Raw genomic sequence first — 24657 nt, forward strand, 5'->3', positions numbered from 1 at the left:
GTCGCGCCGCACGCATCCCGCGAGCGGCGTCGGCGAATCAGAATGAATCATGGCGAGCAAGGCATCCATGGCCCGTCCGGGGTCAAGCAGTGACGTTCAGCTCCCAGATTACATCAGGACGACGTCGAACTGATCCTGTGCATACATGGGATCTGCCTGAAATGTGATGGGCCGCCCAATAAACTCTTCCAGTTCCGCCACGCTCATGCTCTCGTCCTCGACCATGAGGTCCACAACCGGTCGCGAGGCGATCACGAGCATCTGTTCCGCCTCGAACTGACGCGCTTCGCGCATCAGCTCCCGGAAGATCTCGTAGCAGACGGTCTCGGGGGTTTTCATGAAGCCGCGGCCATCACAGCTTGGACACGGCGCACACAGGATATGTTCCAGGGATTCGCGGGTGCGCTTGCGGGTCATCTCCACCAGCCCCAGGGCGGAGACACCGCTGATCTGGGTCTTGGCGTGGTCCTTCTCCAGGCTCTTCTCCAGCGCCCGCAGCACCTGCCGTTTGTGCTCCTCGTCCTGCATGTCTATGAAGTCGAGGATGATGATGCCGCCAAGGTTGCGCAGGCGCACCTGGCGGGCGATGGCCTGGGCGGCTTCAAGGTTGGTCTTGAAGATGGTCTCTTCGAGATTGCGCCGCCCCACGTAGGCGCCGGTGTTGACGTCGATGGTGGTCATGGCCTCGGTCTGGTCGATCATCAGATAACCGCCGGACTTCAGCTCGACCTTGCGCGACAGGGCACGCTGGATCTCTTCCTCAACGCCGTAGAAGTCGAACAGGGGCCGCTCGCCGGGATAGGCTTCGAGCCGCGCGTTCATCTCGGGGAAGAACTGTTCGCAGAAGGCCTGCAGCTTCTGGAAATTCTCCCGGGAGTCGATGCGGATGCGCTCCACCTCGCTGCTCATGGTGTCGCGCAGGGAGCGCAGCACCAGCGGCAGGTCCTCGTGAATGCACTGCCCGGCCCTGGCCTCCCGGGCGCGGGCGGCCACGTTCTCCCAGAGTTTGCAGAGAAAGCGCCGGTCCGCCTCCAGCGCGCTCTCGGGCGCCTGCTCGGCAGCGGTGCGGATGATGTAGCCGCCGGTATCACCCTCGTCCAGGAAGCGCTGGCCGATCTGGCGCAGCCGTTCGCGCTCCGCGGCGTCCTCGATTCGCCCGGAGACCCCCAGGTTGCGGCTGCGGGGCAGAAGCACCAGGTTGCGGGAGGGAATGGTCAGATGGGTGGTCAGCCGCGCACCCTTGGTGCCCATGGGGTCCTTGATCACCTGGACGATGATCTCCTGACCGTCATGGAGCAGCTGCTGGATGTCCGGCACCGGGCGGCGCAGGCGGGTCTCGCCGGTTTCACTGTCCGGCGCCACGGCGACGTCGGAGGCGTGCAGGAACGCCGTGCGCTCCAGGCCCACCTCCACGAATGCCGCCTGCATGCCGGGGAGAACGCGCTGGATGCGCCCCTTGTAGATGTTGCCCACCAGGCCGCGCCGACGCGTGCGCTCCACGGAGACTTCCTGCAGAACGCCATTCTCCACCACCGCCACACGGGTCTCCTGTGGCGTGCAGTTCATCAGGATTTCCTGGCTCATTACCAGTGCCGGCGGTAGTCGATATCGAACTCGTCCAGCAGATCCGCCGTCTCGAACAACGGCAGCCCCATGACGCCGGAGTAGCTGCCCTCCAGGTACTCCGCGAACACGCCGCCACGGCCCTGGATGGCGTAGGCACCGGCCTTGCCCTCGGGCTCGCCGGACGCCCAGTAGCGATCGATGTCCGCGGACGTCAGCTCACGGAACTGCACGCGATTGACGCTGAGCCGGGTTGCTTCGCGGTCGTCCACGAGCGCAACCCCGGTGAGAACCCGGTGTTCGTTGCCCGAGAGCATCTCCAGCATGGCGACCGCCTCGTCGCGGGTGCCGGGCTTGCCGAGCACCTGGTCGTCCATGACGACCACGGTATCCGCCCCCAGCACCGGCAACGGCTGGTTCCCTTCCACCTGGGCCCAGCCGGCACGGGCCTTCTCCAGGGCAAGGCGGATGACGAAGACCTCTGCGCTCTCTTCCGGGTCGAAGGTTTCGTCCACGGCCACATCCAGCGGCGTGAACGGCAGCCCCATCTGCTGCAGCAGCTCCCGGCGGCGCGGCGACCGCGACGCCAGGTAGATTTCGGACGATGTCTCGGACGCCATGTTGTACCTCGAAAGCTGCTCGATGATCGGTTCTGTTGGCCGCTCCGGTGACCGGCCCTAGCGGTGGTACGGATGCCCGGTGATCAGGGTCCAGGCGCGGTAGAGCTGCTCGGCCACCAGCACCCGCACCAGCATGTGCGGCAGCGTCAGCGGCGACAGGGACCAGCGCTGGTCGGCCGCCTTCAGGCAGGCGTCGTCCAGGCCGTCCGGGCCGCCGATCAGCAGGGCCACGTCGCGGCCATCCTGCAGCCACTCGCGCATGGCTCCTGCCAGCGCCTCCGTGTCGATGCGCCGCCCGCCACCATCCAGTGCGATGACACGGGCGCCTTTCGGCACCGCCTGCAGCAGGCGCTGGCCTTCCACTTCGCGCGCCCTGGCGGGATTACCGCCCTTGCCCCGATCGCCCGACGCCAGCTCACGCAGGTCCAGCCGCAGCTCGCGGGGCATGCGCCCGGCGTACTCCTGGTAACCCTCGGCCACCCACCGGGGCATCTTCTGCCCCACGGCCGTCACCTGGACCCGCACCGGCTCAGGCCCGGGAGCTATCGGCGGACGACGCGTCCGAATCCGCGTCGTCGATGCCCCAGATCCGCTCCAGGCGGTAGAGTTCCCGCGTATTGGCGCCCATGACGTGGACGACCACGTCACCCAGGTCCACGAGCACCCACTCGGCGCTGTCCTCGCCTTCCACCCCGAGCGGGCGGACGCCCTGCTCGCGGGCGTCCTCCACGACGCGGTCGGCGATCGCCTTGACGTGTCGCCCGGAATTCCCGGACGCCACCACCATGATGTCGGTGATACCGGTCTTGCCGCGTACATCCAGCACAACGGGATCCACGGCCTTCATGTCCTCGAGAGAGGCAAGCACCACGTCCCTCAGTGCCGCCCAGTCCAGTGTTTCGACATGATCCACTGCGCTGATGATCCACCTCCACGACGGCAACACTGCCGCCGACTTGCTCTCCACTCAGCCGGCGTATCCACCGGCCCCGTACAGGTTATTGTCCCGTATATAGTCCCATACCGCATCCGGCAACAGATAGCGTCCCGAACGCCCGTCGGCCAGACGGGCGCGGATGTCGGTGGCGGACACCGCCATGGGTGTGACGTCCTGGAACAGCACGCGCCCGGCGGGCTCGCCTCGCAACGCGGCCCAGTCCGCCGTCTCCCGGCCCTGCAACCAGTCGGTCAGGGGCGGCGGCAGCTCCAGCGGGTGATCCGGGCGCCGCATCACCACGATGTGTGCGTGTACGGCCAGCTCCTGCCAGCGATCCCAGCGCGGCAGGCTGACAAAGCTGTCGCTGCCAAGGAGCAGGCAGAGGTGGTCGCCGGGGTAATCCTCGCGCAGCGTGCGCAGGGTATCCACCGAATAGGAGGGGCCATCGCGCCGGAGCTCCCGGTCGTCCAGCCGGAAGCGTGGCTCGCCGCGGGCGGCCAGCTCCAGCATTGCGAGACGCTGCGCGGCGGTGACCTCGGGATCACCACGGTGAGGCGGGACATGGCAGGGAACGAGGTGAAGCTGCTCCAGCGCGCCGGCTTCGACGATATCCAGCGCAACGCGGAGATGGGCGTTGTGCACCGGGTCGAAGGTGCCACCGAACATGCCGCGCAGCGGGCGGGGCGTGCCACTCACCCGCCGCGACTCCGGCACCGGGCGGGCCACTCAGCCACGCACATGCCCGTCCCCCAGGACAATCCACTTCTGCGAGGTGAGACCTTCCAGCCCAACCGGACCGCGGGCATGCAGCTTGTCCGTGCTGATGCCGATCTCGGCCCCCAGGCCGTACTCGAAGCCGTCCGCGAAGCGGGTGGAGGCGTTGACCATGACCGAGCTGGAGTCCACCTCGCGCAGGAAGCGCTGGGCGCGACTCCAGTCCTGGGTCACGATGGACTCGGTATGCCCGGAGCTCCATGCGTTGATGTGCTCCATGGCGGCATCGAGATCGGCGACCACCCGCACGGCCAGCACCGGGGCCAGGTACTCCGCCCCCCAGTCCTCGTCCGTTGCCGCCGTCATGGCCGGCACCAGCCGACGGCTGGCCTCGCACCCGCGCAGCTCCACACCGGCGTCCGTGAAACGCTCCGCCAGCGGCGGCAGCACCTGCGCGGCGACACTCTCGGCCACGAGCAGCGTCTCCATGGTGTTGCAGGTGCCGTAGCGCTGGGTCTTGGCGTTGAACGCCACCGCCAGTGCCTTGTCGAGATCGGCCGCCTCGTCGATGTAGACGTGGCAGACGCCGTCCAGGTGCTTGATCACCGGAACACTGGCGTCGCGGCTGATCCGCTCGATCAGCCCCTTGCCGCCACGCGGAACGATGACATCCACCTCGCCGGTCATGGTAATCAGATGACCCACGGCCTCGCGGTCCGTGGTGTTCACCACCTGCACCGCGTCCTTGGGCAGGCCGGCGGCATCAAGCCCGCTGCGGATGCACTCGGCAATGGCCCGGTTGGAGTGGATGGCTTCGGAGCCACCGCGCAGGATCGTGGCATTGCCGGACTTCAGGCACAGCCCGGCCGCATCGGCCGTGACGTTGGGGCGCGACTCGTAGATGATGCCGATCACGCCCAGGGGCACACGCATCTTGCCGACCTGGATCCCGGAGGGACGGCTGCGCAGGTCGTCGATGGCGCCCACCGGGTCGGGCAGCGCGGCGATCTGGCGCAGGCCGTCAGCCATGGCGGCGATGCGCTCCGGGGTCAGTTCCAGGCGGTCCAGCAGGGCGGCGTCCAGCCCTCGCTCACGGCCCGCAGCCATGTCCTTGGCATTCTCTTCCACCAGCTGCGCCGCGCGGGCATCGATGGTGTCGGCCATGGCGGTCAGGGCCTGGTTCTTGGCGTCACTCCCGGCACGGGCCATGGCCCGGCCCGCAGCCCGGGCCTGCTGGCCCAGTTCCGCCATGTAGGCCTGGATGTTCTGTACGCTTTCAGCTGTTGCGCTCATGGTTGCTCGCCCTGTGGTCATCTCCTGCCGGCCCCGGCTTCAGGCACGCGCCGGCTGGGGGCGCCGCCGTTTTCCGTAACCGCCGGCAATGGCAATGCTTAATTGTAACAACTCATCCCAGATGCGGCCCGGTGCCACTCCCTTGATAACCCGATCCGCCCGGGCGCAGCGCATCAGCAGCGCCTGCCAGCGTCGCGGGCCACCGCGCTGGGCGGCGCGCTGGAGCTGGCTCTTGCGCGGGCCGAACGCGCCGTTCTTCTTCAGGACCTGTTCCGCCTGGCCCGGGGCGCCCTGGAGCTGGCAGACCAGCCGGACCTCCCGGGACAGCGCCCACAACACCAGCGTCGGCTCCACGCCCTCTTCGCGCAGACCACCGACGATGCGGGCACACCGGGCCACCTCGCCCTGGAGTGCGGCGGCGGTAAGGTCGAAGACATCGAAACGGGCGCTGTCGGCGACGGCCTGGCGCACGGCGTCCGCGTCCAGCTCGCCCTTCGGCACCAGCAGCCGGAGCTTTTCGATCTCCTGCACCGCGGCCAGCAGGTTGCCCTCGCTGCGCTCGGCAAGGAGCTGCACGGCATCACGGGTGGGCGCCAGGCCGGCCTGACGGAGTCGCTGCTCCAGCCAGCCGGGGAGCTGGCGCTGCTCCAGCGGCCAGACCTGGACCACCGCGCCGGCAGTGTCGATGGCGTTCACCCAGGCGGCCTTGCGCGTGCCTGCATCCAGCCTGGGCGCGGAGATCATGAGCACCGTGTCCTCAGGGGCACGGGCGCAGTAGTCACTGAGCGCACGCGCCCCCGCCTGACCGGGTTTGCCGGTGGGCATGCGCAACTCGATGATGCGGCGGTCGCCGAACAGGGAGAGGTTGTCCGCGGCGGCAGCCAGTCGCTGCCAGTCGAACCCCGCTTCCACCTCGAGCACCTCGCGCTCGGTGTGCCCGGCCTGACGAGCGGCGGTGCGCACCGCATCCATGGCCTCGCCAACCAGCAACGGCTCATCGCCGGTGATCAGCCAGACCGGCAACAGATTGCGCTCCAGGGTGTCGGCGACCTGCTCAGGCTTCAGACGCATCTCACTCGCCCAGGGTTGCCTGCACGCGCTCGGTCAGCAGGAATGCGACGTCGCGGCGCAGCTCTTCGATCAGCGCCTCCTCGCGCTCCTCGCTCCCGAGCACCGCCTCACGGTCGAACCGGTATTCGCGGATCTGCTCGAACGTATCAGGGCCGGCCAGGGTGTCACCATCGCCATCACGGATGGACCAGCGCACCCGGTAGCGCACCTCGTACTCCTCGGTGCCGCCCCCGGCCGCGACGCTGAGCTGCTGGCGATCGCGGCTTTCGCTTTCGATCACAAGCCGCGCGCCATCACCGCTACTCCGCACGTCCGCGCCGGCGGCCGCCAGCGTACGGCGCAGCTCCCGGATCAGCTCGCCCTGCCCGATCTGGCTGTCCACCACCACGGGGACGCCTTCCAGGGATGCCGTGCCCGGCGCGGAGCCACGGAGATGCCAGCCGCACCCGGCCAGTGCCAGGACAAGCACCACGATCAGGATGCGCTGCAGGCTACGCATGGAACCTCCGCGATTGAGGGTCAGTTGGCGACGACGTTCACCAGTTTACCCGGGACGACGATCACCTTGCGTACGGTCTTGTCACTAATGAAACGCTGCACGTTGGGCTCGTCCAGGGCAGCGGACTCGATGGCGTCGCGCCCGGCGTCGGCCGGCACCTGGATGTTGCCCCGCAGCTTGCCATTGACCTGCACCACGATCTCCAGCGTGTCCTGGGTGAGCGCATCCGCGTCCACCTGCGGCCAGGCAGCGTCCACCACGGCGTCGTCGTGGCCCAGCGCCTGCCAAAGCCGGTGGCAGATGTGCGGCACGATGGGCGCGAGGATCAGCACAGAGGCCTCCAGCCCCTCCTGCATCACCGCCCGGCCCTGCTCGCTGTCGTCGTCCACGACCTTGTAGAGGGTGTTCACCAGCTCCATGACCCCGGCGATGCCGGTGTTGAAGGTGAAACGGCGGCCGATGTCCTCGCTGGCCTTGCGGATGGTCTCGTGCACCTTGCGCCGGGTATCCCGCTGCGCGTCGGTGAGGCCGGCCACATCCAGCGCCGGGGCTGCCCCCCGGGCGGTGTGATTGCGCACCAGGTGCCACAGCCGCTTGAGGAAGCGATAGCCGCCCTCCACACCGGAATCGGACCACTCCAGGGACTGCTCCGGCGGTGCCGCAAACATGGCGAACAGCCGCACGGTGTCGGCGCCATAACGCTCCACCAGCGCCTGGGGATCGACGGTGTTGCCCTTGGACTTGGACATCTTGGCGCCATCCTTCAGCACCATGCCCTGGGTCAGCAGGTTGGTGAACGGCTCGTCGGCGGTGGTCAGCCCTTCATCGCGCATCACCTTCTGGTAGAAGCGTGCGTAGAGCAGGTGCAGGATCGCGTGCTCGATACCGCCGATGTACTGATCCACCGGCAGCCAGTAACCGGCACGCTCGTCAAGCATGGCACCGTCGTTGTTCGCGCAGGCGAAACGGGCGGGGTACCAGGATGACTCCATGAACGTGTCGAAGGTGTCGGTTTCACGCTCCGCCGCGCCGCCGCACTCGGGGCAGGTGGTCTGGTACCACTCGGGCATCTGCTTGAGCGGCGAGCCGGCGCCGTCGAACTGGACGTCCTCCGGCAGCTCCACCGGGAGCTGGTCGTCCGGCACGGGCACCTGCCCGCACGCGGGGCAGTTGATGATGGGGATGGGCGCGCCCCAGTAGCGCTGGCGCGACACGCCCCAGTCGCGCAGGCGGTAGTTGGTCTGGCGCTCACCGATGCCGCGCTGCTGCAGCCAGCCGGCGATGGCGTCGAACGCCTCGTCGGAGGTCATGCCGGTGTAATCACCGGAGTTGACCAGCACGCCCTTGTCGGTGAATGCCTCGGCGCTCACGTCCGGCGCGCCGCCGTCGGCCGGTGCAATCACCGGGCGGATGGGCAGGTCGTACTTGGTGGCGAACTCCCAGTCGCGCTGGTCGTGGGCGGGCACGGCCATGATGGCGCCGGAGCCGTAGGTCATGAGCACGAAGTTGGCGATCCACACCGGGATATCCTCGCCGGTGAGCGGATGGACGGCCCGCAGGCCGGTGTCCAGCCCCTTCTTCTCCATGGTGGCGACGGTGGCCTCGGCGACGCCGGCCTTGTTGCACGCTTCCACAAAGGCGGCGATCTCCGGGTTGCTCTCCGCCAGCTCGCGGGTGAGCGGGTGCTCCGGAGCAAGCCCCATGTAGCTCACGCCGAACAGCGTGTCCGGGCGGGTGGTGTAGACGCGGAGGGTGTCCTCCCGGCCCTGGATCGCAAACTCCAGCTCCACGCCCTCGGAGCGGCCGATCCAGTTGCGCTGCATGGCGCGCACCTGCTCCGGCCAGCCGGGCATGTCATCCAGGGCGTCCAGCAGCTCGTCGGCGTAATCGGTGATGCGCAGGAACCACTGCGGAATCTCCCGGCGCTCCACGGTGGCACCGGAGCGCCAGCCCTTGCCGTCCACCACCTGTTCGTTGGCGAGCACGGTCTGATCCACAGGATCCCAGTTCACCGTGGCCACGGCGCGGTAGGCGAGCCCCTTGCGATACAGACGCGTGAACAGCCACTGCTCCCACTTGTAGTAGGACGGATCACAGGTGGCGAACTCCCGCGACCAGTCGTAGCCGAAGCCGAGCTGCTTGAGCTGCTCGCGCATGGCGGCGATGTTCTCCCGCGTCCACTGCGCCGGCGGCACGTTGTTCTGCATGGCGGCGTTCTCCGCCGGCAGGCCGAAGGCGTCCCAGCCCATGGGCTGGAGCACGTTGCGCCCCTGCATGCGCTGGTAGCGGGTAATGACGTCGCCGATGGTGTAGTTGCGCACGTGCCCCATGTGCAGCTTGCCGCTGGGGTACGGGAACATGGAGAGGCAGTAGAACGCCTCGCGCCCCGGCTCCTCGGTGACGTGGAACGTGCGGTTTTCATCCCAGAAACGCTGCGCGTCGGCTTCGATGATCTCCGGCTTGTAGGCGTCGTCCATACTCATGTTGTGGCTCGTGGTCTTCGGCTTGATCGCGGGGAAAGGCGGAAGTATACGGCAATCGCGTGCAGCTGCCGATGCCCGGGGCCGGTGCGCCTGCTCAACAAGCCGGTGTCAGCGACCCGGCGTGCCGGCGCCGGGCTTGCTCAGAAACGGCAGGATGGGGCGGGTGCGATCCATGCGTGGGCTCCATTAACGTAATCTTTGTGCATTCCGCGCATTCCGTGCCTTTAACGCCTGCGACGCTTCTTCAACCTCAGCGCGATTGCTTACAAACAGTCCGCCACGAAGTGGTGGTATCGGCCACAAGTCCAGCATGTCCTTTTGCGTTATACCCGGCGGTCTGCTGTTGCCCGCGAGCACCGAGGGATCATCGTTCTCCGGGTCGAACATCGCCTCCGGCATCGGCTGGCGCGGGATGGAGGTGTACAACCAGTAGTGTATTAGCGACGTCGGAATTGCTGTAACGAGAAATAGGCATACAAGCGGTAATGACACGAACAACTGCAGAGGCCAAAGCAGAGGATTTCGCGCGGTAAAGATGGGGAGCGGGTTCGTTACCAACCCGAACTCCGAAGGCTTGATGTAGTCAGCACCGCGGGGCGTCCTTCCCGGCAACGCATCAGGTCCCTGTTCCATGTAAACGGTAATGTATGCCCACAACGCCTCCGGGCCGTCCGGTACTCGCGCCCCCTTGTGGTGATCCTGGCCGTTAATCAGCATTTTCAGCGTTCCGCCTTTGCCATCCGGGAAGTCGATCTGCAGCAGCTGGTCGTGCAGCACCACGCCCGGGAACGTGAACCCGGTGAGGTCGCGCCGCCGCCCCGCCAGTTCATCCCACGGCACGGTGTACACCTTGCCGCGAAGCTCCATGCTCACCTCCCGGGTCCGACGGTTGAACCGCACCGGCAGGTGCTTGCGCCAAACCCAGATCGGGACCACCAGTTTGAGTGCCAAGACTAGAGGCAGCAGCCAGACATGAATCTGGAAATGGGCCGCCCAGGAGTTCCCCGGCTCCCATGGCGCGCCCTCAAGCACAAACACCACGATCTGCCCGAACGCGGAGAAACACAGAATCATCCAGAGCCACCCCCACCCGCCGCCACCGATACCGGTCCAGAAATTCTCGGTCCTGGCCCGCACATCCAGACAAGTGGGGCCGATGCGCTCGATCTGCGAGCCCGCTCCGGGCGTGGCGAAGGTCGAATCGATGGTGTGTGTGCGATCCATGCAACGATGCTCCTGACTTCACTTCGGCGAGCGGCGGGCCGCCTCACGCTCTCGGCGACGGAGCGCGGCATCAACCTCTTCACGATTGCGGAAGAAAAGAATCCCTCGAGGGGCAACCTGGCCCCGCAGCCGCATAATGTCCCGGAGCGTCCGCCCCGGCGGCCGGCTGTTACCCGTGAGCACCGAAGGGTCATCGTTCTCCGGGTCGAACATCGCTTCCGGAAGCGGTTGGCGCGGTATTGAGGTATACAACCAGTAATGCAGCAGACTCGTGGGCACGAACGTCACGATGAACAGACATGCCAGCGGAAACCCCACGAACAGCTGTAACGGCCACCAGACCGGATTGCGGGCCGTCAGAATCGGAAACGGGCTCACCAGCGATTCCGACGGCTTGACGTAGTCTTCGCCCCGCGGGGTCAACGACGGCAGTGCATCCGGGCCCTGTTCCATGTAGACCGTAATGTACGACCACAAGGCTTCGGGGCCATCCGGCATCGGGACCCCATTGGGGTGGTCCCGACCGTTGATCAGCATCTTCAACGTGCCACCCTTGCCATCCGGAAAGTCGATCTGCAGCAGCTTGTCGTGCAGCACCACGCCGGGGAACGTGAACCCGGTGAGATCGCGCCGTCGCCCCACCAGCTCATCCCACGGCACGGTGTACACCTTGCCGCGAAGCTCCATGCTCACCTCCCGGGTCCGACGGTTGAACCGCACCGGCAGGTGCTTGCGCCACACCCAGATCGGGACCACCAGTTTGAGTACAAAGACTAGAGGCACGAGCCAGACATGAATCTGGAAATGGGCCGCCCAGGAGTTCCCGGGCTCCCATGGCGCGCCCTCAAGCACAAACACCACGATCTGCCCGAGTGCTGAAAAACACAGAATCATCCAGAGCCACAGCCACCCGCCGCCACCGAGTCCGGTCCAGAAATTGTCGGTCCTGGCACGCACGTCCAGGCACGTCGGGCCGATGCGTTCGCTCTGCGAACCCGCTCCGGGCGTGGCGAGGTTCGCGCTAATGGGATGGGTGCGATCCATGACAGTCTCTCGTGCAATCCGTGTCCGGCCGATACGCTTCAAGAGCCGGCGTTATCGACCTGGCCTCCCCACTTGGGCGCGCCCCGCCAGGTGGCGGTCCAACGCCGCTTCCACCTCAGCGCGGTTGCGGTAGAACAATATCCCTTTACGGTTCACTCCACCGCGCAACAGCTGATGCTGGTCAAGGGACGTCCGCCCCGGTGGCCGACTATTGCCCGTGAGCACCGAGGGGTCATCGTTCTCCGGATCGAACATCGCCTCCGGCAATGGCTGACGCGGTATCGAAGTATACAGCCAGTAATGAACTAAGCTCGTCGGCACGAACGTAACAATAAACAGACACAACAGCGGGAACCCCACGAACAACTGCAACGGCCACCACAGCGGGTTGCGCGCGGTAAGGATGGGGAACGGGTTGGTCACGAAAAACAGTTCCGATGGCTTGACGTAGTCCTCTCCCCGCGGCACCAGCAATGGTAACGCCTCAGGCCCCTGCTCCATGTACACGCTGATGTACGACCACAGTGCCTCGGGGCTATTCGGAATCTGCGCTCCCCTCGAGTGATCCTGGCCGTTGATCAGCATCGTCAACGTGCCCCCTTTGCCATCCGGAAACTCGATCTGTAGCAGCTTGTCGTGCAGCACCACGCCCGGGAACGTGAACCCGGTGAGGTCGCGCCGCCTGCCCGCCAGCTCGTCCCACGGCACGGTGTACACCTTGCCGCGAAGCTCCATGCTCACCTCCCGGGTCCGGCGGTTGAACCGCACCGGCAGGTGCTTGCGCCACACCCAGACGGGAATAAGAAGCGGAAGCGCAAAGAATGCTGCCAATAGAGCCATTTCAATCTGATTCGCCCAACGCCCCTCTAGCGCTACAGGCTCCCCCCCCAACGTAAACGCCAGAATTTGCCATAACGCCACAAAACACAGGGTCATCCAGATCCACCCCCAACCACCACCACCGAGTCCCGTCCAGAGGTTCTCGGTCCTGGCCCGCACATCCAGGCAAGTCGGGCCAATGCGCTCGATCTGCGAACCCGCGCCGGGCTCGCTCAGAAACGGCAGAATGGGGCGGGTGCGATCCATGCAACGATGCTCCTGACTTCATCTGACCGAGCGGCGGGCCGCTTCGCTCTCTCGGCGACGGCGTGCAGCATCAACCTCCTCGCGATTGCGGACGAACAGAACACCCCGAGGAACCACTCTGCGTTCGAGTCGCACGATGTCCTGGAACGTCCGCCCCGGTGGCCGGCTATTGCCCGTGAGCACCGACGGATCATCGTTCTCCGGATCGAACATCTCCTCGGGCAGCGGCTTGCGCGGGATGGACGTGTACAACCAATAGTGCAGCAGGCACGTCGGCGCGTAGGTCAACGCAAGAAGACACATCAACGGGAACCCAACACACAACTGCAACGGCCACCAACGCGGGTCCCGTGCCGTAAAAATGGGGAACGGCCTGCACGCCTCGGGCAGCTCCGAGGGCTTGAAGTAGTCTGCGCTGTAGGGTGTGAGCTGCGGTAGCGCCTCCGGCCCCTGTTCCATGTAGGTGGTGATGTATGCCCATAGTGCATCGGGGCCGTCCGGAATGTCCGCGTCGACATGTTCCTTGCCGTTGATCAGTATCGACTGCGTTCCGCCATCGGCTTTCGGGAAGTCGATCTGCAGCAGCTGGTCGCGCAGCACTACACCCGGGAACGTGAACCCGGTAAGGTCACGCCGGATGCCCGCCAGTTCGTCCCAGGGCACGGTGTACACCTTGCCCCCAGCCGCCATGCTCACCTCCCGCGTGCGACGGTTGAAACGCACCGGCAGGTGCGTGCGCCACAGCCACACCGGGATCAGCAGCGGTAGCGCGAAAACCGCGGCCATCAGCACCATCTCAATCTGGTTCGCCCATCGACCCTCAAGTGCAACAGGCTCGCCTCCCACCGTGAATGCCAGAATCTGCCAGAGTGCCAAAAAAGTCACCGTCATCCAGATCCACAGCCAGCCACCGCCGCCATGCCCGCTCCAGAGGTTCTCGGCACGCCCCCGGACATCCAGACACGTCGGGCCGATACGCTCGATCTGCGTGCCGGCGCCGGGCTTGCTCAGAAACGGCAGGATGGGACGGGTGCGATCCATGCGTGGGCTCCTAACTGTTCAGTCGATTCAGTATGCCGCTCAGCCACCCGGGTTTTTCTACCGTGGCTTCACGGACGTAGGTTTCGGGGAACTCCGGGGAAGGCCGGTATCGGATCGTGAAGGCCACCTCCCGTCGAGCGCTGCCGCGGGTCACCGGCTGTTCCAGACGGAGCAGGGCACCAGCGTGCTGCTGCTCTTCCACGATGCGGCGGCCCGTGGCCGGTTCCCCATTGACCAACACCTGCAACACGCTGTGATCGGCATCGAAGCCGGGAAGGTAACAAGTCATAGCGGCCAGAGCGCCACGCGGGCCGTCGTCGTCCCACGTTACCCGGAGAACGTCCGGGCGATGAAGAACAACGGAAAGCTGTGTGAGCTCTTCGTCGAGAGACTCAAAGCGGGGATCGCGGTACGCCGGGTTATCGGTGCCAAAGACACTGCGCTCCAGCCATTCCGAGAGTTCCATGGGCGCTCCCTCGCGCTCACCACTAATCAGCTCCATGAGCATTTCCTTGAGCTCACCGCTAATCAGCAGCCAAAGGCCCGCCACCATGGCGACGATGCCGACGAATAAGGCAACCTGGGGTGACCAGAAAGCCACCAGAGTGGCTGTACCCCAGTAGGTGAGCGCGGAATCCCCCACCGCAAGAAGAACGCCTGCAGCAGCGTAGCGCGCCGCTTGGCCGTACTCACCTTCCAACAGAGCATCACGCGTTTTCAGACCGTAGGTAACGCCGATGGCAATGGCTCCGCCATAACCGAAGAAGCGAGCCGCCCCCACACTTCTAAGAGCTCTAACAGCGTATCCGGCAAGAGGTATAGACTCGGCGACACGTGCCACGCCCGCAAAGTTGTTGAGCGCAGCGTTCAGGGCACTGCCAAGCGAAGCGATAGCAACGGCGGCTTGGGCGCCCCCGCGAGCAAGACCTTCCTCGCCCAGGGAGTTCACGGCCTCAGCCAGATTCCAGACCACTACAATCCCTGAGAGCCCGGTCATCCCAGCCATACCGACGCCGCCGCCAAACGCGCGATCCAGGGGCGCGGCCGGTGATTCTGAACGGTGGACGACATCATGGACTTGAATCAGGCGCGTCCTGCCAGCACGACTGGTGCCGGGATCACCCCTGCCAGGGGCAGCGCTACGCACGCCCTCCGCAGACGAAGCCTGGGACGCTTCAATCCGCCGAAAGGCCTGCTCGGTCGTCTCCTCAATCACCTCTAGATAAGCGCCATGGCGGATCATGAACCCGCGCAGCGCCTCACCATCCGGGGCCCCGAACTGGCGCAGCAGGAAACCATCCACCGAATCCGCGCTCGCCCCGCGCAACCGACCCCCCTCATTGCGCAGCGCATACGTCGTGGAGGTCATCAGCAGCTCCACCGTCGCCTGGTTGTAGGGCGCACTATCGTGGTACTGCCGGATCACGTTAGCGGCGGCCCGCAGGTGCGCAGGCCAGCCCGCGTCATCCCCCCCATCATCGTTTGCATCGGCCTCCCGCTCAGCCCGCTCTAGCTCTGCAGCGGCATCGGCAAGGCCCGGCATGCCGAACAGGGCACGGTAGACGGGATTGTGCTCGGGGCCGGCGTCCATCCAGCGCCCGAACAACGCAAACTCCGGATCGTTCGCCGTGGCCGAATCATCAATGTGACGCTGCGTGCACATGCCGCGCACCGCGACTGCGACACTGTACTCGAAGGCCTGACAATCATCGGGATCATTCCGATCAAAAGTCTCCCATGCGGTGCCGAGTTTCGTTGTCGAGTCAGTGTCGCTCCAGCTTTCGAGCCAGACGACACGGTCGCTTGCACAACGCGCCAGCTCCGTCTCGAGCTCTGCCACTCGCGCCTCGTACCTGGTCAGCGCTTCCACGCGCTTGTGTTCCGCGACATGGCTCGATAGCCGGTTCCCCATGGCACCGTACAGACCTGAAGTTAGAATCACCGAGCGTTGGTGCGCCGGGGACGGCTCGTACTTCGTACCGTGGGTGCGCGCCTGGCTGTAATACTTCCGGGTGACCGTCTCGACCGACTCTTCGTGTTCCCAGCCCGTGCGATACAGCTGCTCGATAGTCTGGGCCACGGTGGCCCGGCGGTAACGCTCCACGCCGTCAGGGTCGTCGGGGTCGGGTTCAGCCATGTAGCTGCGAATCGCCTCGAGGGCGGCATCCACGCGATCCGCGAGGCCGTAGACCACACCCAGCGGGTCATCGAGGGCAATACCAAACGCGCCGTTGATCCGGCCGCTGGCCGCGCCATTCTCGGCGCTCTCTCCCGGAAGCGACCAGGCCTCCGGCTGATCGGCCCGATCATCGAGGTTGAACGGCTGCATGAACCGATCACGCGCGCCGTCTTCGTCGCCCAGAACCCGGCTGCGCTGACGGTCCGTCCAAGGATGCTCGCTGAAGGCGATGCGGACGGTGCCGAAGTTCTCCGGCACCAGCAAGGCATCCAGGTGGACGCCCAGGCCCATCTCGTCGACGCCGTCGACGACCACCAGCTGCCCGTCTTCGGTGTTGTACAGGCAGGCCAGCGCCTCGTTCGCGAGCACGTAGAGATAGCCCTCGCGGAGATCGTCGAGCACGTAACGGGAGCGCTGCAGCTCAGTCAGCTGGTCCGGGCCACGCAGGTTGTCGCCCGAGTAGTCGTGAGCGGGCTGGTCGGCGTTGTCTCGGGGGGCGGCGGCATAGCGTCTCGGGCGCACCAGCACGGCCGTCTCGGCGGGCTCGACGGTCTCGGGGGCGTGCGCATCCTGGATGTCGCGCTCCGCGTACTCGGACGGGATTTTCACCTTGTTCGGAGTCACCGTGACGGGGGATTCTGCTGCGGGGGCGCTGCTGTCGTAGTTCACGTTACCCTGCATGATGAGCTGCCCCGGGGTGTCGAGCTGCACCCGCGTGCCCCAAAGCCGGACGCGTCCGTCCGGGTGCACCGCCAGGCCGGCATTGTTGCTGGCGTTCGTGATCGTGAGTGGCCCGCTGCTGCTGTCGATGGACACGCCAACCCCCGCCAGCGTGATATGGCCGCGCGCATCGAAACGGACATCCCCATGCGTGGATGCCAGAGTGACGGTATCGGCGGCGCGCATCTGCATACGTTCGCTGGCCCGAAGCTGAAGGCGATCGCCTCCGGCCTGGAGGCGCGCGCCATCGCCGCCGCGGAAGGCGAGACCGGTGTGCGCATGGGCGCGCAATGATGCCTCCGTTCGCGCGTGAACGAGCTCGTTGACCGTGACCTGCTCCCCGCCCTCGATGCGCTCGGCTCTGTCACCGCCAGCGTACTCAGAGAAGGCGCTGCCGCTTTCCAGGTGGAGCAGACCCTTCTCGCAGGCGAGGCTGACAAGGGCCGGCGGTGTACCGTCCTCGCCATCCAGCGTCATGTCGAGAAAGCCCTGCATCCGCGGTGAATGCAGGGTGAGGCGGGCATTCTCACTGGCACGCTCACCGGCGCGTTCCACGGTCAGGCCCTGCCCGCCCTGGGTGCGATAGGCGCCGTCCCTGCCTGCCTTCCTGGCCGAGGGCTGCGCGTTGCTGGCAGTGGGCAGCACGCCGAGGATGACGGGCATGTCAGGGTCGTGATTGAAGCAGGACACCAGCACCCGGTTCTGATCCACCAGCGGCGTGTACCAGCCAGCCCGGGGCTTTGCGGTGTTGTAGGGGATGACCCGGGCCACCTCGTTACTGGCCTCGCCCTTGTCCGGCATGGCGATGCGGGCACCGCCACCGGGCTTCGCCTGCGGCGCCCCCCATTTGGCACTGACGACTCTGGCGCTCATGACCAGGGGCCGTTCAGCCGGCTCCGGCTCCGGCGGGCGGTAGAGAAACGGGGTGTCCCCACGGATTTCCGGGTGCGCCTCGATATAGGTGCGGAAGGTCGGAACAGGCTCACCGTCCAGATTCTTCATCCAGAACCGGTGCTCCACGTGCGTGATCAGGTGGATTTCCTGCCAGCGCGTTTCCCCGTCGCGCTCTGAGCTGGCCAGCCCGTCGGGCCGGAAGCGCATCCCGGCATGGAGGTCGGCCTGCGGCCCCCAGCCGCGCAGGAGATAGCGGGTCGCCTCCGACCGCTCACGCCGCACCCGCTCCAGATGCTTCCGTTCCTCCCGGTTCTGCAACCGGTGTACCGTCAGCGGCTGGGGAGCAATCGGGCGACGGGTGACGAGCCGATACCGATCAATGCCGAACTCGCCCGGCTCCGGATGCGCCTTGTTGGAAAATCGCAGCGGACCGCTTCGGACCGGCAGCTCACCGGTATCATCGACAAACGAGAGCTCCTCCCTGTGCATGGTTTGCCAGGGATATGCGTCTCGATACGCGCCGCCCCAGACGTAGAAAACGCCGGCGCGGGCCAGCAGACGTTGCATGAACGCAAAGGTGCTCTCCGCCGCCTGCAGGACATGCTCCCGCTGAGGTATATCCTCACGGACCTTCCATTCATGGGCGTCGGCATAGCCCACGGACTCCACGAAACTCAGGACCTGCTCCTTCACATCCACCCGGGTGTAGAGGCGCGTATCGAAATCGTGGTCGAGCAGACGGAGTGCCGGCTCGATCACCAGCTCGGCGTAGCGCTTGTCGGAGTCCGGACAATCACCGGCCTGATAACGGGTCACGATCCCCGGGGCAGACCCATCCCTCATCACGCCACAGTTCCACTGCAGAACCGCCTCGCCACCAACCACGTCGTGACGATGCGGCAGCGTGTCGCTGCGGGCAAGGGTCGCAACGACCCGGTACCGGTAAGGCTGCGAGATCCGTTCGTACCCCTCGAACTGACTCACTCTGAATGACTGGCCGGCGAAAAACACCCGCGCCCAGGGGCGCCCTGTACCAAATCCCATGTCGTAACGACCTCCCTGTCGTGGCTGGCCTGATGCCCTGCTAGTTCTCGCTGATGGTGTCCGCGGATTGCACGATCTCGTCGGCGACGATCTCGACCATGTCTCCCCGGAGGACGACGGACCCGTCGCCCCTGATCACGAGCCCGGCGTCCCGGCCGACATGTATATCCTGATCAACCCCACCCTGGATGGTGAGACCTGCTTCTCCATGGACATGCAGCATGCCGTCGCCAGCCACCAGCGACAGCGACCCCTCTTCGCTGGTGGCGCTCATCGGGCCGCGGGCTTGCAGATGGAGGGAGTCCCCCGCCTGAATCTGCACATCCCCATCCGTGGTCTCGAGGAGCAGATCGCCACTGTCCGTGGTCATCTCCAGGGCCTCGGCGGCGGCGTGCGTGATGGCGCCCTCCTCGCTCCGGAGGGTGACGTCGCCCTTGACCCAGGTGTCCTGGCTCCCCTCGACGGTCACCTGACGGTTACCACCGGCACGAACCTCCATGTCTTCCCCGGCGTGCAACTGCATCGCCCCCTCTTCCGTGACCAGCTCGACCCGGTGCGCCTCCTGGTCGCCCGCCTGGATATCCAGCCAGCCGGCGCCTTTGGGGTTTCCGTCCGCGTCGATGCCCTTGGAACCGCGGGCGTTGCCCGCGGCAAGTGTGACGCGCTGGCCGCCCGGCTTGTCGTTGAGACACAGCGCGTGGCCGCCCGGCGTGCGCAGGAGGTGCTGGTACCGGTTGTTCGTGTTGACGGGGGCAGGCTGCCGGGGTGTGGACAGCGCTCCCAGGATCACCGGCCGCTCGGCGTCGCCATTGAGCGCGGCCATGGCGACCTTGGTCTTTGGTAACAGCGGAAAATGCATGCCGTAATCCTTGCCGCCGTAGGGCTGACTCATGCGCACCGGCGGGCTGGCCTGCCCGGTGTCGGCATCGCCGTCGTCCATGGCGAACCGGATCCTGTAGGCGCCTTCGTCGTCGAGGTGCGCCTTGTCCTTGTCGTCACCTTCTACCTCACCGACGAGAAGACCACCGGAGACGGATGGCTTATCGGCCGGTGCCTCGCGGTAAGGAACGTTCGCGGGCAACAGCCGCGCGACGCACCGGTAGGTGGGCCGGCCCACGCCTGTACCACCGTGCAGCACCGCGGCCTGATCCCCCTTTTGATACGTGGAGATGACGACATAGTCGCCGTTCACGGCGTCGTCCGGATGCTCGCTGATCTCCACCGTAACGCCGGGAGCCAGAGCCCGGTTCTCCGTTTCGATCTCCGCACCCTGTCGCCGGGTGTCCAGTGCGGCCATGTGGACGTCCGCCAACGCCTGGGAGGCATCCTGACCGCCCCCACGCTGGCCGAACATGCGGAGCGTCCCGGCGCCGGCCACGTCACTGGAGGTACTGGCCTCGCCCGGGCCGGAGTGATCCGGATAAGCGGGGTCGAAATCACTCATGGTGGCCCGGCTCGGCTCCAGGCCGCCCCAGACCCGCATCTTGTCCACGGTATCCCGGCTGCCACGAACCTGACCGCTCTGACGCGCATAACGCAGCGCGACGGAGGTATCGGTGACGGCTGCCAGATCGTCGTGGATCACGACCTCCGCCTCGGTATCCCGCTGGCGGAGCGCCAGAAAGAGCCCGTCCCGGGCCAGCACACGACGGACGAACGCCAGATCCGTTTCGTTGTTCTGCACCACCATGGGTTGCTCGGGTGCCTCGTCGCCGCCTTCCACCACCACGGCCGCAACGTCGTCGAGGGCGTCCTGCAGGACCTCTCTGGCGATCGCGGGCGCCGTGCGCCGTCGGAACACCCGGTGGTTGCGCACCCCGTCCAGGAGCGTCAGCGGCGAGCGCAGATGCACCACGGCCTCGCGCCGGTTGTTCTGTCTGCCGCACATCTCGATGCACGCGACCACACCATGCACGGCAACGCTACCCTCGCCCACCTGCAGAGCCAGGCTCGCCTGCGTTCCGGGCAATGCATCGGGATCCAGCTCATCGCTACTTCTGATGCCGACCCCGATACGGAACGCATAGTCGCCGCCGACCGTATAGTCACTGCTCTCGAACGTTTCCACATCGATGTGCTCGGCCGCGACTCCCTGCAGGCGCAACCGGAACTGCTCATGGCCCAACGCTCCCGCGAGCCAACTGATGCCGGCGTCGGACAATACATCGCTCCCTGTCATGACGAGACTCCGTTCTCTTCCGTGAATGACCCCGGCCGGTGGCGCGCGTCGGACGGCAAGACGATGGAGCGCAACGCCGGAGGGCGATCACTCTGGAGGGATGGGCGCTGTCAGGAGCACGTTCCCTGTGCATCGTGGTGTGTAAGCCTGCCAACCAGTCCATGGCCGATTCCTGCGGAATTTATACGGAAGCGGCACGGGTTTCAAACGCGAAGTCCACTCTTGTGACAGCGGCCACGGCCCTGCAATCTAGGAGGCAGACGCTCACACGCAGGAGACCGGCATGACGGATAACAGGCAGCCGCAGGACAAGCGCCAGCTCGAAGGCTACGAAAAGATGCTCCAGCGCGTGACGGATGCCCTCGAGCAGGCCGGCGAGGATGCGCGCCCCCGCCTGCGCCAGGCACTGGAACAGGCCCGCCGGAAGGCGGTGGAGTTCGGTGAGCTCTCGGCCGAGGAGGCCGAGCGCATCAGCGACTACCTGCAGCGCGACGTGGAAGACGCCGCGAGCTTTCTCACCCGCGACGACAAGAGCGACGACCTGCGCGACTGGTTCCGCATGGACATGCAGCTGATTGGCTCGTGGCTGTACGACCGCTTCAGCACCATTGCCGACAGCACCCGGCTCGAGTGGATCGAGCTCAACCGCCAGTGGCAGGCGGAGACCCGCTACCACACCGGAGAAATCACCAGCCCCGGGGAGCTGCGCTGCCTCAGCTGTGGCAAGACCATGCACTTCGAGAAGGCCGGGCACATCCCGCCCTGCCCGGGCTGCAAGGCCACCGAGTTCGAGCGGGTCACGGCGTGACCCGCTCGAACTGACAGATCTCCCCGTTACTTCGCGGCGGCCAACGCCTGGTCGATGTCGGCGATGATGTCGTCGATATGCTCGAGCCCCACCGACAGACGCACCATGTCGCGGGTCACACCGGCCCGCTCCAGCTCGTCATCGTTGAGCTGCCGGTGGGTGGTGGTGGCCGGATGGCAGGCAAGCGACTTGGCGTCGCCGATGTTCACCAGGCGGGTGATGAGCTGCAGGGCATCGATGAACTTTGCGCCAGCCTCGGCTCCGCCCTTGACCCCGAAGCTGAGAATGCCGGCCGCACGCCCGTTCATGTACTTCTGCGCCAGACGGTGATCCGGGCTGCTCTCCAGGCCGGCATACTTCACCCAGGTGACCTGATCCTGCGCCTCCAGGTGCTGCGCCACCTTCAGGCCGTTCTCGCAGTGGCGATCCATGCGCAGGGGCAGGGTTTCGATGCCCTGCAGGATCTGGAATGCATTCATGGGCGACAGCGCCGAACCGGTATTCCGCAACGGCCCTACCCGGGCACGGCCAATGTATGCTGCCGGCCCCAGGGCCTCGGTGTAGACGACGCCGTGGTAGGACGGATCCGGTTCATTCAGCATGCTGAACTTCTTCGGGTAGTCCGCCCAGGGGAAGCTGCCGGAGTCCACGATGACGCCGGCCACGGTGGTGCCATGCCCGCCCATGTACTTGGTGAGCGAGTGGGTGACGATATCCGCCCCCTGCTCGATGGGCCGCCACAGGTAGGGGCTCGGCACGGTGTTGTCCACCATGAGCGGCACGCCCCGCTCGTGGGCCAGCGCGGCCAGGCGCTCCACGTCCACGACATTGCCCGACGGGTTGCCCACGCTCTCGCAGAACACGGCCTTGGTCCGCTCGTCGATCTGCGCGGCCATGCCGTCCAGGTCGTCATGGGAGACGAACCGCACCTCCACGCCCCGGCGCGGCAGCGCATGGGCGAAGAAGTTGTAGGTGCCGCCATAGAGCTGGCTGGTGGTGACGATGTTGTCGCCCACCTCGGTGATGGTCTCGATGGCGTAGGTGATGGCCGCCATGCCCGAACTCACGGCCAGCCCGGCGATGCCACCTTCCATTTCGGCCACGCGCTGCTCCAGCACCGCGTTGGTGGGGTTCATGATGCGGGTGTAGATGTTTCCTTCCACCTTGAGGTCAAAGAGGTCGGCCCCGTGCTGCGTGTCGTCGAACGCGTACGACGTGGTCTGGTAGATGGGCACGGCCACCGCCTTGGTGGTTGGGTCCGGGGAATATCCAGAGTGGATCGCCTGTGTTTCCAGTTTCATGTCGCCTCCTCGTCTGCGCGCACCAATCACTCGCCAGCCGCGTCATGCGCCGGTTCCGAAGTGGATTGGATCGGGTTATCGTGTAGGCGTTCAGAATCCATCCTGTTCGTTCATCCCGCAACCCCGAGGCCAAGGAGCCGGGCATGAGTTTTCCCCTACCCGCCGCGCTGACCACGGCCAGCGGCGCTATCCGCCGTCTGGGTGTGGAACTGGAGTTCGCCGGCCTCGACCTGGACACCATCTCCGCCAAGGTCGCGGAGCTGTATGGCGGTGACATCGTGCGCGACAGCCGGTTCTCGCACCGGATCACCGGCACCCGCTGGGGCACTTTCACCACCGAGATCGACACGGCACTGCTCAAGGACGGCAGCTACCTGCAGCTGCTGGAAGGTCTCGGCTTCAATCTCGACGAGCCCCTGCACCGGAACCGGGTCGACGACCTGCTGGCCCGGGTGGCCGGCACGGTGGTGCCCCACGAGATCGTCACGCCGCCGATTCCGTTCACCGAGGTGCATGAGCTGGAAGCCCTGCGCGCCTCGTTACAGAACAGCGAGGCCCGCGGAACCCGTGCGTCGGTCTTCTACGCATTCGGCCTGCACCTCAATCCGGAAGCGGCGTCGCTGGAGGCGGGCCATCTGACGGCGATCCTGCGGGCCTTCTTCCTGCTGTATGACTGGCTGCATGTTCAGGGAGAGATCGACTGGAGCCGCCGGATCACGCCGTACATCAATGAGTTTCCGCACCCCTACCGACGTCTGGTGCTCGACCCGGGCTACGCGCCGGCACTCGACCAGCTCGTGGACGACTACCTCACCTACAACGCCACCCGCAATCGTGTCCTGGACATGCTGCCGCTGTTCAACCACCTGGTGGGTGACAGGGCCATTCGCGGTGTGCCTGATGCCGCCCTGGTCAGCCCACGGCCGGCATTCCATTACCGCCTGCCCAACTGCCGCGTGGATGAGAAGCAGTGGACGTTGGCCGCGGAGTGGAACGGCTGGGTCATGGTGGAGTGGCTGGCGGCGCGGCCGGAACGCATGGCGCGCATGAGCGTCGCCTACCTCAAGCGCCGCCCCCCCAGTATCGCCCGGGTCGATCAGGAGTGGGCCCAGCAGACCGCGGACTGGCTGACGGAATGAGGCCGATGGTGGGTGTGACCGGGCCTAACCGGGGCGGCACCGCCGCATGGCTGTGCACGCGCTTCGCGGTGTGGATGGCCGGCGGTCGCACCGTCCGCATCACGCCGGCCCACCCCATGGCCGTGGAGGCGCTGGATGCAGTCATCATCGGCGGCGGCGCGGATGTGGACCCGGCCCTGTACGGTGAGGAGCCGGCCGCACCCTCGATGCGAAGCCTGCGGGACTCCAGTCGCAGCCTGTCGCGCTTTCTCGCGACCCTGGCCCTGTTTCCGCTGTTCTGGCTGCTACGGCGGCTGCTCAGCACCAAGACCGCCATGGGTGGCGACACCGACCGTGACGAACTGGAGACGCGCCTGCTTAAGGGCGCGCTGGCCCGGGGGCTGCCGGTGCTCGGCATCTGCCGCGGGGCGCAACTGCTGAATGTGGTGTGTGGCGGCACGCTCTACCAGGACCTGCGTGCCTACTACAGCGAAACACCCAACCTCTGGACCATCTGGCCACAGAAGGCCGTGCGCATCCGCCCCCACAGCCAACTGGCGAAAGCCCTGGGACGGACCTACTGCCATGTGAACTCGCTCCACCGACAAGCCATCCGCAGCCCGGCCGACTCGCTCCTGCCCGTGGCCCACGAGGACAACGGTATCACCCAGGCCATCGAACACCCCGAAGCCCCCTGCCTGCTGGGCGTGCAGTGGCATCCGGAGTACCTGCCGCAGAAACGTGAACAACGGGCACTTTTCCGCCATTTGGTTCTGTGCGCGGAACAGGGCAGGCCAAAAACCAATAATTCTCAACAGAACTATGAATAGAATTCAATA

At 66.0% G+C, this 24657-nt stretch carries 19 protein-coding genes; 3 read left to right on the plus strand and 16 right to left on the minus strand.

The window, feature by feature from the left end; all coding sequences use genetic code 11:
• Positions 1-108 precede the first annotated feature (108 nt).
• The 15 genes from rng to BMZ02_RS07895 form a co-directional block, all read right to left on the minus strand.
• Positions 109-1584 carry a ribonuclease G gene (gene rng / locus BMZ02_RS07825; RefSeq protein WP_091641708.1) on the minus strand — a complete coding sequence of 492 codons (1476 nt, stop codon included), beginning with the start codon at positions 1582-1584 and terminating at the stop codon, positions 109-111.
• Positions 1584-2183, minus strand: coding sequence for a Maf family protein (locus BMZ02_RS07830; RefSeq protein ID WP_091641711.1), 600 nt, complete (start codon positions 2181-2183; stop codon positions 1584-1586). The genes rng and BMZ02_RS07830 overlap by 1 nt, the downstream gene beginning before the upstream one ends.
• Before the next feature lie 57 nt (positions 2184-2240).
• Positions 2241-2708: a 23S rRNA (pseudouridine(1915)-N(3))-methyltransferase RlmH gene (gene rlmH, locus BMZ02_RS07835; protein ID WP_091641713.1), complete on the minus strand. Its 468-nt coding sequence runs from the start codon at positions 2706-2708 to the stop codon at positions 2241-2243.
• A gap of 4 nt (positions 2709-2712) precedes the next feature.
• On the minus strand, positions 2713-3030 hold the full coding sequence (gene rsfS / locus BMZ02_RS07840; protein WP_245753983.1) for a ribosome silencing factor: 318 nt from the start codon (positions 3028-3030) through the stop codon (positions 2713-2715).
• A gap of 120 nt (positions 3031-3150) precedes the next feature.
• Entirely contained in the window at positions 3151-3786 is a 636-nt protein-coding gene (gene nadD, locus BMZ02_RS07845) for a nicotinate-nucleotide adenylyltransferase (protein WP_091641970.1), read from the minus strand.
• A 60-nt stretch (positions 3787-3846) separates the two neighbouring features.
• Complete coding sequence (locus tag BMZ02_RS07850) at positions 3847-5127, minus strand: glutamate-5-semialdehyde dehydrogenase (protein WP_091641716.1); 1281 nt, start codon at positions 5125-5127, stop codon at positions 3847-3849.
• A gap of 39 nt (positions 5128-5166) precedes the next feature.
• A complete protein-coding gene (holA, locus tag BMZ02_RS07855; protein ID WP_091641718.1) occupies positions 5167-6198 on the minus strand; it encodes a DNA polymerase III subunit delta in 1032 nt (343 codons plus the stop codon).
• A gap of 1 nt (position 6199) precedes the next feature.
• A complete protein-coding gene (locus BMZ02_RS07860; protein ID WP_091641721.1) occupies positions 6200-6697 on the minus strand; it encodes an LPS-assembly lipoprotein LptE in 498 nt (165 codons plus the stop codon).
• Positions 6698-6717: 20 nt separating this feature from the next.
• Positions 6718-9174 (minus strand): leucine--tRNA ligase, encoded by a 2457-nt coding sequence (gene leuS, locus BMZ02_RS07865; RefSeq protein ID WP_091641972.1) that lies wholly within the window; start codon positions 9172-9174, stop codon positions 6718-6720.
• A gap of 192 nt (positions 9175-9366) precedes the next feature.
• Positions 9367-10404, minus strand: coding sequence for a DUF6708 domain-containing protein (locus BMZ02_RS07870; RefSeq protein ID WP_091641723.1), 1038 nt, complete (start codon positions 10402-10404; stop codon positions 9367-9369).
• 18 nt (positions 10405-10422) lie between these two features.
• Complete coding sequence (locus BMZ02_RS07875) at positions 10423-11448, minus strand: hypothetical protein (RefSeq protein WP_091641726.1); 1026 nt, start codon at positions 11446-11448, stop codon at positions 10423-10425.
• Between the two features lie 51 nt (positions 11449-11499).
• Positions 11500-12534 (minus strand): DUF6708 domain-containing protein, encoded by a 1035-nt coding sequence (locus BMZ02_RS07880; RefSeq protein WP_091641729.1) that lies wholly within the window; start codon positions 12532-12534, stop codon positions 11500-11502.
• A gap of 18 nt (positions 12535-12552) precedes the next feature.
• Positions 12553-13575: a DUF6708 domain-containing protein gene (locus tag BMZ02_RS07885; protein ID WP_091641732.1), complete on the minus strand. Its 1023-nt coding sequence runs from the start codon at positions 13573-13575 to the stop codon at positions 12553-12555.
• 10 nt (positions 13576-13585) lie between these two features.
• Complete coding sequence (locus BMZ02_RS07890; RefSeq protein WP_091641734.1) at positions 13586-18412, minus strand: contractile injection system protein, VgrG/Pvc8 family; 4827 nt, start codon at positions 18410-18412, stop codon at positions 13586-13588.
• 40 nt (positions 18413-18452) lie between these two features.
• Positions 18453-20591, minus strand: a complete 2139-nt coding sequence (locus BMZ02_RS07895; RefSeq protein WP_091641737.1) for a type VI secretion system Vgr family protein — start codon at positions 20589-20591, stop codon at positions 18453-18455.
• Positions 20592-20874: 283 nt separating this feature from the next.
• Between BMZ02_RS07895 and BMZ02_RS07900 the strand changes: the two genes are divergently transcribed.
• A complete protein-coding gene (locus BMZ02_RS07900) occupies positions 20875-21399 on the plus strand; it encodes a zinc ribbon-containing protein (RefSeq protein WP_091641739.1) in 525 nt (174 codons plus the stop codon).
• Positions 21400-21425: 26 nt separating this feature from the next.
• Here the strand turns inward: BMZ02_RS07900 and BMZ02_RS07905 are convergent, their stop codons facing one another.
• On the minus strand, positions 21426-22700 hold the full coding sequence (locus BMZ02_RS07905) for an O-acetylhomoserine aminocarboxypropyltransferase/cysteine synthase family protein (protein WP_091641742.1): 1275 nt from the start codon (positions 22698-22700) through the stop codon (positions 21426-21428).
• A gap of 143 nt (positions 22701-22843) precedes the next feature.
• Between BMZ02_RS07905 and BMZ02_RS07910 the strand changes: the two genes are divergently transcribed.
• Both BMZ02_RS07910 and BMZ02_RS07915 read left to right on the plus strand, forming a co-directional pair.
• The gene (locus tag BMZ02_RS07910) at positions 22844-23839 is read left to right on the plus strand and encodes an amidoligase family protein (RefSeq protein WP_091641745.1); all 996 of its coding nucleotides are present in this window, start codon (positions 22844-22846) and stop codon (positions 23837-23839) included.
• A 5-nt stretch (positions 23840-23844) separates the two neighbouring features.
• Positions 23845-24648 (plus strand): gamma-glutamyl-gamma-aminobutyrate hydrolase family protein, encoded by an 804-nt coding sequence (locus BMZ02_RS07915; protein ID WP_091641748.1) that lies wholly within the window; start codon positions 23845-23847, stop codon positions 24646-24648.
• Positions 24649-24657 lie beyond the last annotated feature (9 nt).

Source organism: Aquisalimonas asiatica, from assembly GCF_900110585.1.
Lineage (GTDB): Bacteria > Pseudomonadota > Gammaproteobacteria > Nitrococcales > Aquisalimonadaceae > Aquisalimonas > Aquisalimonas asiatica.

What these genes read in the sequence shown, in the direction of transcription:
- BMZ02_RS07860 (WP_091641721.1), bottom strand. Translation starts at nt 6,697, where the DNA reads ATGCGTAGCCTGCAGCGCATCCTGATCGTGGTGCTTGTCCTGGCACTG.
- BMZ02_RS07850 (WP_091641716.1), bottom strand. Translation starts at nt 5,127, where the DNA reads ATGAGCGCAACAGCTGAAAGCGTACAGAACATCCAGGCCTACATGGCG.
- holA (WP_091641718.1), bottom strand. Translation starts at nt 6,198, where the DNA reads ATGCGTCTGAAGCCTGAGCAGGTCGCCGACACCCTGGAGCGCAATCTG.
- BMZ02_RS07905 (WP_091641742.1), bottom strand. Translation starts at nt 22,700, where the DNA reads ATGAAACTGGAAACACAGGCGATCCACTCTGGATATTCCCCGGACCCA.
- rng (WP_091641708.1), bottom strand. Translation starts at nt 1,584, where the DNA reads ATGAGCCAGGAAATCCTGATGAACTGCACGCCACAGGAGACCCGTGTG.
- BMZ02_RS07830 (WP_091641711.1), bottom strand. Translation starts at nt 2,183, where the DNA reads ATGGCGTCCGAGACATCGTCCGAAATCTACCTGGCGTCGCGGTCGCCG.
- BMZ02_RS07875 (WP_091641726.1), bottom strand. Translation starts at nt 11,448, where the DNA reads ATGGATCGCACCCATCCCATTAGCGCGAACCTCGCCACGCCCGGAGCG.
- rsfS (WP_245753983.1), bottom strand. Translation starts at nt 3,030, where the DNA reads ATGAAGGCCGTGGATCCCGTTGTGCTGGATGTACGCGGCAAGACCGGT.
- BMZ02_RS07890 (WP_091641734.1), bottom strand. Translation starts at nt 18,412, where the DNA reads ATGGGATTTGGTACAGGGCGCCCCTGGGCGCGGGTGTTTTTCGCCGGC.
- BMZ02_RS07915 (WP_091641748.1), top strand. Translation starts at nt 23,845, where the DNA reads ATGGTGGGTGTGACCGGGCCTAACCGGGGCGGCACCGCCGCATGGCTG.
- nadD (WP_091641970.1), bottom strand. Translation starts at nt 3,786, where the DNA reads ATGTTCGGTGGCACCTTCGACCCGGTGCACAACGCCCATCTCCGCGTT.
- BMZ02_RS07870 (WP_091641723.1), bottom strand. Translation starts at nt 10,404, where the DNA reads ATGGATCGCACACACACCATCGATTCGACCTTCGCCACGCCCGGAGCG.
- BMZ02_RS07895 (WP_091641737.1), bottom strand. Translation starts at nt 20,591, where the DNA reads ATGACAGGGAGCGATGTATTGTCCGACGCCGGCATCAGTTGGCTCGCG.
- BMZ02_RS07885 (WP_091641732.1), bottom strand. Translation starts at nt 13,575, where the DNA reads ATGGATCGCACCCGTCCCATCCTGCCGTTTCTGAGCAAGCCCGGCGCC.
- leuS (WP_091641972.1), bottom strand. Translation starts at nt 9,174, where the DNA reads ATGGACGACGCCTACAAGCCGGAGATCATCGAAGCCGACGCGCAGCGT.
- BMZ02_RS07900 (WP_091641739.1), top strand. Translation starts at nt 20,875, where the DNA reads ATGACGGATAACAGGCAGCCGCAGGACAAGCGCCAGCTCGAAGGCTAC.
- BMZ02_RS07910 (WP_091641745.1), top strand. Translation starts at nt 22,844, where the DNA reads ATGAGTTTTCCCCTACCCGCCGCGCTGACCACGGCCAGCGGCGCTATC.
- BMZ02_RS07880 (WP_091641729.1), bottom strand. Translation starts at nt 12,534, where the DNA reads ATGGATCGCACCCGCCCCATTCTGCCGTTTCTGAGCGAGCCCGGCGCG.